The organism is Mycobacterium sp. THU-M104 (genome assembly GCF_049197365.1).
In the GTDB taxonomy this organism is placed as follows: domain Bacteria; phylum Actinomycetota; class Actinomycetes; order Mycobacteriales; family Mycobacteriaceae; genus Mycobacterium.
Map to the genome: position 1 here is coordinate 38,104 of NZ_JBMIOP010000028.1, position 12,041 is coordinate 50,144.

The 12,041-nt window shown below is 65.9% G+C and carries 9 protein-coding genes and 6 pseudogenes; 9 read left to right on the forward strand and 6 right to left on the reverse strand.

All coding sequences use genetic code 11. The features are described 5' to 3' along the window. Nucleotides 1–143: 143 nt before the first annotated feature. Nucleotides 144–338 (forward strand): annotated as a pseudogene (locus ACOJVU_RS02745) (cytochrome P450); the annotation flags it as partial. After that, nucleotides 338–469, forward strand: a pseudogene (locus ACOJVU_RS02750) (enoyl-CoA hydratase/isomerase family protein); the annotation flags it as partial. The pseudogenes ACOJVU_RS02745 and ACOJVU_RS02750, both read left to right, overlap by 1 nt. A 116-nt stretch (nt 470–585) precedes the next feature. On the opposite strand, the gene ACOJVU_RS02755 reads toward ACOJVU_RS02750, so the two are convergent. From ACOJVU_RS02755 to ACOJVU_RS02770, 4 genes and pseudogenes are all read right to left on the reverse strand, one after another. Further along, a complete protein-coding gene (locus ACOJVU_RS02755; RefSeq protein ID WP_421528368.1) occupies nt 586–2,022 on the reverse strand; it encodes a PE family protein in 1,437 nt (478 codons plus the stop codon). A 484-nt stretch (nt 2,023–2,506) separates the two neighbouring features. Beyond that, nucleotides 2,507–3,127, reverse strand: coding sequence for a hypothetical protein (locus tag ACOJVU_RS02760; RefSeq protein ID WP_421528369.1), 621 nt, complete (start codon nt 3,125–3,127; stop codon nt 2,507–2,509). Nucleotides 3,128–3,243: 116 nt separating this feature from the next. Further along, nucleotides 3,244–4,050 carry a SigB/SigF/SigG family RNA polymerase sigma factor gene (locus ACOJVU_RS02765; RefSeq protein ID WP_421528378.1) on the reverse strand — a complete coding sequence of 269 codons (807 nt, stop codon included), beginning with the start codon at nt 4,048–4,050 and terminating at the stop codon, nt 3,244–3,246. 695 nt (nt 4,051–4,745) lie between these two features. Then, nucleotides 4,746–5,393: pseudogene (locus ACOJVU_RS02770) on the reverse strand (TetR/AcrR family transcriptional regulator); the annotation flags it as partial. 137 nt (nt 5,394–5,530) lie between these two features. Here ACOJVU_RS02770 and ACOJVU_RS02775 point away from each other — a divergent pair. Beyond that, nucleotides 5,531–6,289, forward strand: a pseudogene (locus ACOJVU_RS02775) (amidohydrolase family protein); the annotation flags it as partial. A gap of 30 nt (nt 6,290–6,319) precedes the next feature. On the opposite strand, the pseudogene ACOJVU_RS02780 reads toward ACOJVU_RS02775, so the two are convergent. Beyond that, a pseudogene (locus tag ACOJVU_RS02780) lies at nt 6,320–6,880 on the reverse strand (TetR/AcrR family transcriptional regulator). Between ACOJVU_RS02780 and ACOJVU_RS02785 the strand changes: the two are divergent. From ACOJVU_RS02785 to ACOJVU_RS02810, 6 genes and pseudogenes are all read left to right on the forward strand, one after another. Continuing rightward, the gene (locus ACOJVU_RS02785) at nt 6,879–7,424 is read left to right on the forward strand and encodes a class I SAM-dependent methyltransferase (protein ID WP_421528370.1); all 546 of its coding nucleotides are present in this window, start codon (nt 6,879–6,881) and stop codon (nt 7,422–7,424) included. The pseudogene ACOJVU_RS02780 and the gene ACOJVU_RS02785 overlap by 2 nt on opposite strands. Nucleotides 7,425–7,579: 155 nt before the next feature. Then, nucleotides 7,580–7,849: a metal-sensitive transcriptional regulator gene (locus ACOJVU_RS02790; RefSeq protein ID WP_421528371.1), complete on the forward strand. Its 270-nt coding sequence runs from the start codon at nt 7,580–7,582 to the stop codon at nt 7,847–7,849. Between the two features lie 42 nt (nt 7,850–7,891). After that, nucleotides 7,892–8,314, forward strand: coding sequence for a DUF302 domain-containing protein (locus tag ACOJVU_RS02795; RefSeq protein ID WP_421528372.1), 423 nt, complete (start codon nt 7,892–7,894; stop codon nt 8,312–8,314). Between the two features lie 79 nt (nt 8,315–8,393). Next, nucleotides 8,394–8,753, forward strand: coding sequence for a carboxymuconolactone decarboxylase family protein (locus ACOJVU_RS02800; RefSeq protein ID WP_421528373.1), 360 nt, complete (start codon nt 8,394–8,396; stop codon nt 8,751–8,753). 155 nt (nt 8,754–8,908) lie between these two features. Further along, complete coding sequence (locus tag ACOJVU_RS02805) at nt 8,909–10,273, forward strand: wax ester/triacylglycerol synthase domain-containing protein (RefSeq protein WP_421528374.1); 1,365 nt, start codon at nt 8,909–8,911, stop codon at nt 10,271–10,273. Between the two features lie 808 nt (nt 10,274–11,081). Then, a pseudogene (locus ACOJVU_RS02810) lies at nt 11,082–11,367 on the forward strand (cytochrome P450); the annotation flags it as partial. Between the two features lie 70 nt (nt 11,368–11,437). On the opposite strand, the gene ACOJVU_RS02815 reads toward ACOJVU_RS02810, so the two are convergent. Beyond that, nucleotides 11,438–11,890: a DUF6941 family protein gene (locus tag ACOJVU_RS02815; protein ID WP_421528379.1), complete on the reverse strand. Its 453-nt coding sequence runs from the start codon at nt 11,888–11,890 to the stop codon at nt 11,438–11,440. Nucleotides 11,891–12,041 lie beyond the last annotated feature (151 nt).

Genomic DNA, 12,041 nt, shown 5'->3' on the forward strand with positions numbered 1-12,041 from the left:
CTACGAGAATAGAGTAAGCGCGATGTTCGCGGCCCATATCGAAGCAAGTGCATTTAAGCGGATTGTACAAATTGCCCGAACCGGACACGGTGCCTGCGCGAACGGCGCCGATATCCGGAAACTGCAGTGGTAGGAGGGATTCCGTGACGGCGAGCACCGATAGCCATGTTCATTTCGATCCATACGACGTCGGGCTCATCGCCGACCCGTATCCGATGTTTGCGCGGCTGCGCGAGGATGCGCCGCTCTATTACAACGCGGACTACGACTTTTTCGCGGTCAGCCGTTTCACCGATGTCAACAAGGCGCTCGTCGACCACGCCACCTTCAGTTCCGCGCCAACGACGCGGAGGAGGTCGACCTGACCTCGGGCACCTTCGAGAAGGGCCTCAACAACGTGGTCAAGGACAATGACATGAACTTCCCGCCGGAGTGGCGCCTGAGCCGTTCGGGACGCCAGAAACCCTGAGGTCCTTGCGGGTGCGGCAATGTCGGAGCTGAGCGGCCACCGTGTCGAAGGCGACCTCCAGCCTCGCCCTGTGACCACAGAAACACAAGTGGCACAGTGGAATCCGCTTGGATCGCTTACGGCAGGACGAGCCCGGTGGCCGGGCCCAGGATGATCTGCTGACCGCCAGGTGATACGTAGGGTCCAGTGGGCCCGTAGAGGCCGTACATCGGATCGGTCGGGCTGTGCCCGGTGTAGATGTCGTTGATCCAGCCCGTGGACAGGGTGTACACGGCCGCGGTGTCGCCTCCCGGTGAGTATTTGGTGAACAGCTGCGCGATGAAGTCGATGACCGGTTTGTTGCCCAGCAGCGAGTCGACGTGCGAGCCGTTGAGCAGTTCGACCCCGACGAAGTGTCCCGGGTACAGACTGACCAGTTGATTAGTGGTGGCACCGTAGGCGTTCCACGCCTGGGGTTGCGCGGCCACCACGTAGTCCGGGATGTTCAAGGTCTTCAGGTTGGCGATCGCGCTCGCGAAGGCCGAAGAACTGTTGGCGACTCCGTCGAACATCACCACGCCTTCGAGGTGGTTGGCGCCGGCCCCGAGGTCGGCGACGTAGTCGCCGGCCGCGATCGTGGCAAGTCCGCCGCCGGCCGAGTGTCCGGTGATGAAGAAGTTTTCCGGCAGCGTCCCGTGGTAGCCGGCCTGGCTCGCGCTGAGGTTCAGCGCCGATTCGTTACCGAGGAACAGCGAGCCGACGGCCGAAAACATCTGGTTGCCGCTCAGGTCGGCGCCGCCCGGCAGCGGAAGCGACGACACGGTCGGCACGACGACGATGCTGTCGGTTCCGCGTGCCAGGGCAGTGGCCAGACTGCCGTACCAGCCGCCGGTTCCCAGGAAGCCGTTCTGCAGATAGATGACACCGTGGGCATCGACCGTTCCGTTTGCCTGCGTCGGGAAATACCAACGTGCCGGGGCGTCGTAGCCGTGGGGGCCGACGTTGAGGTCCAGGTAGGAAAAACCCTCCCTGACCCCCGTTACCGGGCCAGGGATCCCCGTCCCTTGAAAGACACCGCTGCTCTGGCTCCCCAGGGTCCCGTTGAAAAGATCGGTGAGTAGTCGACCGGCAAGGCCTGGGCCGGTGGTCCCGGTGACGGCGGGTCCGACGGCTTGCTCACCGAACAGCGGGTGCCCGGTCAGATACGTGAAGGGGGACCAGAAACCCTGGTCGAAGAATTGTTGTTCGACACCCTTCACCACCAGTGAGAAGTCCGCCAGCAGTGGCACATTCGCGGCTTCGCCGGCGGCGTAGGTGGCCCCGCTCGCGTTCAACGCACTCACGAAGTCCGCGTGGAGCAGCGCCGTCTGTGCGGTGAGCGTGTGAAACTCTGCGGCGAAGCTGCCGAACGCTTTAACGATGGCCGCCGACACCTCGTCGCCGGCCGCCGCGGCAATCCCCGTCGTCGCGGGTGCCGCCGCGGCGGAGGCGTCTTTGATCGCATCGCCGATCCCGCTCAGATCGGCCGACGCCACAGCTAGAGCCACGGGTGCCACGATCACGTTCGACGACATGTGCGGCTCCTATTCCGGACGTTGCGGCACTCTGAGGATAGCCACAAGATGGCCGCCCGGTCAGCAGCTCGCGCGGTGTTCACGGAGCTTGCGATGGCGGCCGTCGGAGCCCATTGGGCGATCGATGGAGAAGCCGTTGAAGTCGCAGTGAGGCAGGCGGGTCTCAGCGCACCAGGTCGTCACCACCCGTTCGAGATACCATTGCGGGCGCGCAACACACACCGCAGCGATACTCACCGCTGCCTTTGTCGCGTCGAATTCCGGTCCCGATTCTTCCCGGGGCCGCCGCGCGGCGAACCCGCGGGACCGTCGAAATCGACTATCGGCACGGAAGGCTTGTCGCGACCAGCGCCCATGGCGTGTGGAGCTTTTCCAGGCGTGCTCCCTCGTCAGGCCAGAAGGACTGGGTGCCGGAGTCGCCTATTCGGGAGTTCTGGATCATCGGCGAGATGGCTCCGGCGATATCGGTCACCGGGCAAGAGGTTCAGCCGCCGAGCCCCTTCTTGACGGCCGCGTCCTGCTTCTGGCCGACGTCGGTCATGAACTCCTGAGGAACCAGCGAACCGGGCGGGCCGTCGAATTGCAGCGTGACGAGGGCCTTGCCCGCGGTGAACAGCAGCACCGTCACACCCTTGAGTCCGTCCGGGGAATCTCCGGACAGCGTCGTCCCGCCGGTGCCGATGTTGGCCGGACGCGATGTCGGCTTCTTGACGATGTCGCCCTGAGCGCTCTTTGCCGCGTTGAGCGCATTCGTTGCCGCGGCGGGGTCGTCGAACACCCGAATGGTGTCCTTGATCAGGTGACTGCCGTCTTCGTCGCGAAATGTTGTTGCCACACCCGGCTGGCCGTTCGGATTCTCCGTCGGCGGACTGCCGGTGAACGTCACCGGTGCATGGATGTCGGTGGCCTTGATCAGCAACCCCGCATATTCGCCGGGCCCTACCGGCGTCGCCGAGGTCGGTTCGGGGCCACGGCTGCTCCGGGCCGAGGTGGCGGAACCGGATTTCGGGGTCGACGTCGTCGAATGGGTACCGCAGCCGCTCGTGGCCACCACCAGCACCGCCGCCACGGCCACACTCGCCGCCGCCACCGGAGAAATCCTCATCACATGCGCCCCTTCCCGGCTCCTGCCCGGGCTGCATCTGGCGAAGCAAACCGGTTCGAGTGCCGAATCGGACAGTACATCGTCGGGAAACCGGGCGGTGCGGAAAGGGCGCGGCGCTACTCCAACTGGTCGCGCAGGCACTGCAGGGTGCTGGCGAGGATGCGTGAGACCTGCATCTGCGAGACGCCGATCCGCTCGGCGATCTGGCTTTGCGTCATCGATTCGAAAAAACGCATGTGCAGGACCTCGCGTTGGCGTCGGGGAAGTGAACTCACCAGGGCGCGGACCGCTTCCCTGTTGGTGATGTGGTCGATCTGAGGATCGACGCGGCCGACAGCGTCGGCCACCACGCGGGGCTTGCCTGAACTGTCGCTGCAGATGGGCGCTTCGAGCGATTCGAGCCGATAGGCGTCACCCGCGACGAGACATTCGACGATCTCCTCATGGGGGACTTCCAGCGCTCGAGAAAGTTCACCGGCTGTCGGTGCCCGACCTAACTGCTGCGTCAAATCCGCTGTGGTTCTGCTGATTTGGACGTGCAACTCGCGCATTCTGCGTGGCACACGCATGCCCCAGCTGTAGTCACGAAAGTAGCGGCGGACCTCGCCCATCATGGTAGGGACCGCAAATCCGACGAAACTGGGGACTTTTGCGGGGTCGAATCGGTTGATGGCGTTCATCAGGCCCAGGCGGGCGACCTGGGTCAGATCGTCGATTGCTTCGCCCCGGCGCCCGAAGTGACTGGCCACGTGGTCCGCCAGCGGCAGGCAACGGGCCGTGATGCGTTCGCGTTGTTGCGTGTACTCGTGCGATTCGGCCGGCATCTGCCGCAGCGCGGCGAACATCTCGATGACGTCCTCGTAGGAGTCCGGTCGTGGGGGTTTCGAGCGAGCGGGACGGGGCGGAGTCAAAACATCGTTCATCGGCCGGGGTACTCCCTCTTCCGAATTCGGGTCGTACGAGAAATGTCTGCATGGAACGGCTATTGCTTTACGTCGTGTGCCGCCGGCAGCGCCTGTGCCCTGTGGACGCACAGGCGCTGCCCGCGGCACCCGTATCCGTGTGGATATCAGCGCGCAGCGCGCACGGTGCTGAGGGAAGGTGGCGCCTGAGGGCCATCGCCGTGTGCCACGGGAAACCCCTGCAGCCGGGCGGCTACCTGACCGCTTTGAGCTAAACGGCGACTGTTCAGAACGGACCCCCTTACGACGGTACCCGACATCGCATCGAGGCAATACGTGGGTCCAGGAATTCTCGTCAGCGGGAACGCGTCGCACGAGGAGCCCGCCGGAATCCGGTGAAGCGCCTGTCAGTTGCCTGAATCGCGCCACGGAGTGCTCGAGGCCGCCGGCATCGACCGGTTTGCCCGCGGACAGTTCGTCCCCGCCTCCGGCTCACGCGTTGTCACCTTGCCGCAACGTCTTCGGTGCCGCGCATAAGACCGGCCCGGTGAGGGATCATGGCGGGGTACTGTGCACGGGATGCTCGCCAACGGTGCATGAGCTTGCCCGGTGCTACCTGCGGACCAGCGAACTCGCGGCCCGCCGAGCAACACAGTCGCGGAAGCGCAGGGCCAAGCTCGCCCCGACGATCGCCTCAGGATGCCGCCGAGGGGCGCGCGCGCGCGTGTCTGCTCCCGCGAGCGAAGCGTCTCCATCGTTCGCACCAATTGTGGGTAGGCGACCGCAGGCCCGATCCAGCGGGTGAGGTAGCGCCGCAGTTCGGGGCCGCTGCGCGGTGGCCGTCCCGGGTCTGCGAGGAACGAATGCAATACCCGAAGGCAGAACTCGTTCAGCTCTTCCAACGCCACTTCGTCGAAACCGTGTCGCTCCCAATCGATGTCGAAGCGATGCAGCATCGAACGACCGAAGGCCAGGGCGGTATCCGACGTTATCGAGACCTTCTGCCCGTCGCGATGGCGCTGATTGAGCACGAATTCGACCTGCTTGTCACAGGACAGCTGTTCGACCGCGAAGGCCACCCCTTCTGTCACCGCCGCGATCGGGTCGGTGAACCCCTCGAGGTGGGCCGCCGCACGGTCGAGGAACCCATCAGCCGACCGCATCGCGGAAGCCACCAGCAACGCCTGCGTACCGGGGAAGTAACGGTAGACGGTCTGCCGTGTCACCCCGAGCGCCCGGGCCACGTCGGCGATGCGCATCGCCGAGCCGCGCTCGTCGATGATCGCGTCGGCGGCGTCGAGGATGCGCTCGATCGCTTCCTCGTCGGAGGCGGGCGCGTTTCCCGCCCAACCGTGGCTACGCATGCTCAGCGAACGGCGGTCTGAGGTTCGGTCATCCCCACAGGCGGATCATAGCGTTGACGGGCCCGGCCTCGGCTCCGGAACGCGCCACTGGGTAGACATCGTCGGCCGTGTGTATGATCAGCGAAACCCCGAGCGGCGTCGATGCCACCGGCCAGTGGGTGATACCCGGCGTCATTGACATCCACACCCATTACGACATCGAAACACTGTGCGAGCCAGCGCTTTCCGAGTCGCTGCGGCACGGCGTGACGACCGTGCTGCTGGGATCGTGCTCCTTGTCCACGGTCTACCTGAACAACGTCGACGCCGGCGACATCTTTGGTCGCGTGGAGGCGATTCCGCGGCGCTATGTGATCGAGCACCTGGGCCGGGCGCGCTCCTGGAGCGGCCCCGGCGAATACATCGCCGCACTCGAGCGGCTCAACCTGGGCCCCAACGTGGCCGCCTTCATCGGCCACTCCGACATGCGGGCCGCGACGATCGGCCTGGACCGGGCGACCCGTAAAGACGTGCGGCCGTCCCCGGCGGAACTGGCGCGCATGGAGTCGATGCTCAACGATGCGCTGGACGAGGGATTCGTCGGGATGTCGTCGCAGCAAATGCTGTTCGACAAACTCGACGGCGAGGTCTGCCGGTCGCGCACGCTGCCGTCCACCTATGCCACCTCGCGCGAGTTGCGCCGTCTGAACGCCATTCTCCGGCGCTGCGACAAGATCTTGCAGTCCGGGCCCGACATCAAGAATCCGCTGTCGGTGCTCTCGCAGCTGGTGACCTCGTTGGGTATCGGTCGCCGCCGGCTGAAGACCAGCCTGCTGTCGGCCGCGGACATCAAGGCCATCCCGCCCGTGATCCACGTCATGGACCGTCTCGGGCGGCTCGTCAACGCCCTGGGCGGCCGTCCCGCAGGCTGACCGTGGCTTAGCCGCTCAGCCGGCTGCGAACGCCCCCAGGATGAGCTCGACGGCCTCGTCGAGCTGTCCCGCGATCTCCCGGCAGGTGACGAAGCGGGCGGTCATCAGCGCGCCGGCGGAGGTCATCTGCAGCGTGGTTTTCGCCGCGCGGGGACAGTCGGGGCCCAACGCCGCCCCGATCCGCCGGGATACCTCCGCGCGATCTGCTCGCGCAGGGACGTGACCGCCGGGTCGTCGGCCATCAGGGCCGCGCCGCAGGCCGTGGTCGGCTCGGGGTCGTCGGCGACCGCCACGGCCATGTCCCGCAAGGTGGCACTGACACGGGTCTTGGTCGTGTCGTTGGCCTCGGTGTGCAGCGGCAGGTCGCATCGTCAGGTTCGCCGAGGACGATTCGCGCAGTTCGGCCAATCCGGCGTCGAGCACCTTGCGGATGGTCTGCCTGGGACGGCGGTCGGACCGACGCGACGCGCCGACGCTCGGAGAAGCCACGGATCTGGACACCGATCCAGTGTGGGAAGGCCACACGGTCAACTGTCGGCGTGCGATTAGTGAGGCCCTGGGTAGTGTGACGCGCATGGTCGACGGTGACCGACTGCGCTGGGACGAGCGGTACGCAAGCCTCGAGCCGCCTGCGCCGGGCGCGGTGGCGGTTCCCGATGTCTTTGCGGCTCATACCGATGCTTTCCCCGTCACCGGACGCGCACTCGATCTGGCCTGTGGGCAGGGCCTCGGCAGCGTCTGGCTGGCCCGGCGGGGGATGGATGTCCTGGGTTTGGACGTATCCCGGGTGGCCGTCGGCCACGCCCGGGATCTGGCTCGCCGCAGCGGGGTGGGCGATCACTGCCGCTTTGAGGTCGTCGACTTCGACGATGGTCTGCCGGACGGTCCGTCCGTCGAGTTGATCCTGTGCCACAGGTACCGGGACCGTCGGCTCGACCGGGCGGTCATCGGGCGTTTGAAGCCGGGCGGGTTACTGGCCGTCGCCGTCCTGAGCGAAGTCGGGCGAGGCCGGGGCCCGCACCGTGCCGCCTCTGGCGAACTGCCGCGGGCGTTCGCCGACACCGACGTGCTGGCCGCCGGCGAAGGGGAGGGCCATGCCTGGCTGCTGGCACGCGCGTGACGGCCGGGGAACAGCGGGCGACGGTTAGCCGGCGAAGGGCGACCGATCCATACCCAGTGGGGTATAGTGCGGGTGCTGGTACCGATTCGTCGAACCAGGGTGTATATACCCCCCTGGGTACTATGATGAGGTAGGCAACCACGACGGAGGAAACAGTGAGCGGCGAACAAGACGGCATGACCGCGGTGTTGAACAGGCTGCGGCGTGCACAGGGCCAGCTTGCCGGAGTGATCTCGATGATCGAGCAGGGGCGCGACTGCAAGGACGTTGTCACGCAACTGGCCGCTGTTTCGCGCGCTCTCGATCGTGCGGGATTCAAGATCGTGGCGACCGGGTTGAAGGAATGCGTCACGGGTACCACGGCCAACGGCGCGGCTCCCATGAGCGAAGCCGAACTGGAGAAGTTGTTCCTCGCCCTCGCGTGACTCGGGGGGAACACAGCCCAAGCAGAAAGGACTGAAGTCGTCATGGATATCTCAATCGCGACATCGCTGCACACCTCCTTTGACGAGGCGGTCGCGCGGACACGCTCCGCACTGGCGGAGCAGGGGTTCGGCGTCCTGACCGAAATCGACGTCAAAGCAACGCTCAAGGCCAAACTCGGCGAGGACATGGAGGACTACCTGATCCTGGGCGCCTGCAACCCGCCGTTGGCGCACCGCGCCGTCTCGGCGCACCGCCAGATCGGGTTGTTGCTGCCATGCAACGTCGTCGTGCGCACCGACCCCGACCGCGCCGGCACTGTGCTTGTCGAGGCGATGAATCCCGGCCTCATGGTGGAGTTCACCGGTGAGCCGAAACTGCGTCCCGTCGCCGAGGAAGTCGCCGGCAAGCTGCAAGCGGTGATCGACTCCCTGAAGAACAGTTCACCGGTGGCCGCGGGCGAATAGGGTCCATATATGCACGGGGCATATACATAGGGGGCGTATACCCGCGGGGGTATACGCCCCCTATGTATATGATGGAGCCATGTCAGATCAGCAGCATCACCACAAGGTCCTCGAGGACCTCCTGCCCCAGCACCGCGAGCTTCGACAGCAGATCCCCGATGTCTACAAGGGTTTCGCGGCCCTCAGCGGGGCCGCGTTCAACGAGGGTGCGCTGAGCCGCAAGTTCAAAGAACTGATCGCGTTGGCGATCGGCATCGTCGAGGGTTGCGACGGATGCATCGCCTCGCATGCCCAGGCGGCTGCACGTGCAGGCGCCACACGCGAAGAAGCGGCCGAAGCCATCGGCGTCACCTTCCTCATGCACGGTGGGCCGGCCACCATCTACGGCGCTCGGGCCTACACCGCATTCTGCGAATTCGCAGACGCCAAGACGTCGTAGACACCTTGGGGGTTGACGCCCCGCTGCCCGGGGCTCGATTCCTCAAAAGACTCAAAAGGCCAATGGCATGACCTCGAAGGACCAAAGTCATGGCGAGCCGGTGAACTGCTGACCTTTGCGTCGGCCAGTCGTAGGTTGTTGCCTGGAGCACCCCGATGACTGCCTTCATGCGAAACAGCGACGCCTTCACGTGGGCGATGGAAAGCGACCCGCGGCTGAGATCGACCGTGGTCACGATCGTGCTGCTGGACCGATCGCCGGACTGGCAGGCGGTGCGTGACCGCTTCGACCTGATGAGCCGCACGCTGCCCGTCTTCCGTCAGCGGGTCGTGGCGTCACCGTGGCCGGCTCCTCCGCGGTGGGAATACGACCCGAATTTCGACCTCGGCTACCACATGCGGCGGGTCGCGGTGCCGGCTCAGGGCACGCTCGACGACGTGCTTGAACTGGCCCGACTGGCCGAGATACAGGACTTCGACCGTGCCCGCGCGCTCTGGGAGGCAACGCTGGTCGAGGGCCTCGACGATGGCGGCGCGGCATTGATCTGCAAGTTCCACCACGCGCTCACCGACGGGATCGGCGGCGTCCAGATCGCGATGAACCTGTTCAGCCTGTCCGAAAACGCGTGTGCGTGTGAGCCCATGCCGCTAGCGCCGCGGGCGTCCGGGCTGTCGCTGCTCGGGCGCTACCGCGACACGTTGAGGTACGACACCGGCGTCCTGGGCAGCGCCGTGGCGAGCGCGGTGACGGGGGCGCCAAGACTGATGTGCGAGAGTGCCCGACGGCCGGTTGCGACCGTTCGATCGGTTGCCTCGACCGCCGCGTCCGTGTACCGGACGGTTCGGCCGATCACACGGACTGGGTCACCGCTGGTGACAGACCGTGGGCTGAACCGTCGTCTGGGGGTTCACGACGTCCCGAGGCCACTGCTGCGGGAGGTGGCACACCGGTGCGGCGGGGCGCTCAACGACGCGTTCGTCGCCGGAGTGGCTGGGGCGCTGTGGCGATACCACGACGAGCACGGTGTCACGGTGGGCGACTTGCACCTGACGATGCCGGTCAGCCTCCGGACACCGGTCGACGACATCGGAGGGAATCACATCACGCTCATGCGGTTCGACGTGCCCGTAGGGGGGACCGACCCGGCGGCACGGGTCAGGGCGATCCATCAGCGCAGCGGCGCGGTGCGTGACGAACGCTCCCTGCCCTACACGCAGGCGATCGCCGGCGCCCTCAACCTTCTGCCGCGGTGGTATCTCGGTTTTGTCCTGCGCCATGTCGATTTTCTGGCCAGCGACGTGCCCGGAGTGCCGGTCCCGGTCTTCCTCGGCGGCGCGGCCGTGCGCGCCCAATACGCGTTCGGACCGACCATCGGGTCATCGGTCAACGTCACGTTGTTCACCTATGTCGACACCTGCGCACTGGGCATCAACGTCGACACGGCCGCGATACCCGATTACGACGTCTTCCGCGACGCGATCGTGGACAGCTTCGACGAATTACTCTCGCTTGCAGAGTAATGTGGTGCCGATTCGAAACGGTCGATCCCGAAACGGTCATTGCTGCGCACCGATCGAGACGGATATCTGGCGTAATTGACCGTAATGAGCAAATCATGGCTGTATGCGTCAAAGGGAATCGCCGTTGCGAATTCCACGTGTGTACGACCACGCGCACCGCTGTGTTAATAGCGGCTCCGGTTGGGCGACAACGGGAGGTATCCATAGACATGATGGCCACTTGGGTTCCCTCCCCGGCAGCGCACGGCCCACATTCCGAGCGCATCCTCGACACAGTGCGAGGCATTCTCATCGGACTTCGCCGGTGCCGGTCCGACATGGCGTTCGACGAACTACACAGTGCCGCAGAGCGTCAGCGGGTACCGGCGTTCGCACTGGTCTGGGCGCTGGTCCACTTCGCCGGTGGCGGTGAACAGGCCTCCAGATTCATGGCTACGCACCCTCAGTGTGGGCGCGGTGTTTCGGCTGGCACGGCTGCGACAACCGCCTCTACAAGCTGTGGCAATCACGCGCACCTTTCCGCGGACTGGAAAGATGGGGCCCATCCAGTTCGTCGCGTTGGAGACGATGGGGCGTCCGCCCGATGGCTGGCGATGACGCCGCGTACGACAGGTTTCGCGACGAATAGGGCGCGGCTCAGCACTGACGCGCGAACGCGCACGCGACGAAACGTCGCACCACATCATGTTCGGCGCGGTCGTCTTCGAGCGGCCAATAGATCAGCGACAGCACGACGCGGGCCGCCCATTGCCCTGCGTGCGGGCCGCCGCCGGTGCGTCGCGTCCGGCGAGGTCGGTGGCGAATCTGCCGGCACGTGCGAAACCACGCCTCGCTCGCCGGCGTCGACCTGCCCGCCGACTCCCATCTGCTGCCGCTGTGCGGGGCGGCCAACCGGGACCCGGCGCGCTCCGGCACGCCCGGCGAATTGCGCCTGGATCGCAGACACATCAAGGGTCACATCAGCTTTGGCAGAGGAGACCATTTTTGCGCCGGCGCGTCTGGAAGTACACATCGTGTTGCGCCTGCTGCGCGAGCGCAGCTCGGCAATCGAGGCGGCCGAGGTGCGCCGGTGGTTGCCGAGAATCCTGGAGCGCCTCGAATCAACGGTCACGCGAGCCGCCTCGGCAGCACGACCGGGGATCGGTGCGCCGCGCGCGGCGAGCCCTACTGCGATGGCGGCTGCGGCGGCTGCGCGTGGCCGACCACGACGAACGCCTCGACCGCGGTGGCCTGGTCAAAACCGGCGATTTCCACGCGCCACTCGTAGATCCCCGGTTCCAGAGGAATCCCCGCGGGGATGTTCAGGGTGAGCGGCATTCGAACGGAGGTGCCGTGGATGGCCCCGGGCGGGCGCCCGGCCTCCGCTACCGCCTCGAAGCTGATCTGCTGTGGCCCGTGTGGTCCCGGCACGGCCACCGGCTCGCCGTCGGTGGTCAGGAGTTGGCACGTCAGCTTGTACTGTTTGTTGGTCTCGTTCCAGTCGATATCCAAGAACAGCACCAAAGCGATTGCGGGCGTGGGGGTTTGGCACTGCCGCCAGCCCAGTCCGAGAGCGTTGACCTTGCCGGATTGGGCGTCGGCCTGCGCGGCGTCCGCCAGGAAGAGGCTGACCTTCATGCGATCGCCGGAACCGCGATCGTTCTTGCGGTTGACACCATGAGACACCGCCCTGCCATTGCTGCCGTCCCCACGAGTTCCTTGCTCTGCTGTTATCGGCTGGATGATACGCCGTGGGCCGAACCCCGGTGCCGCCACGCATGGTCGGGGC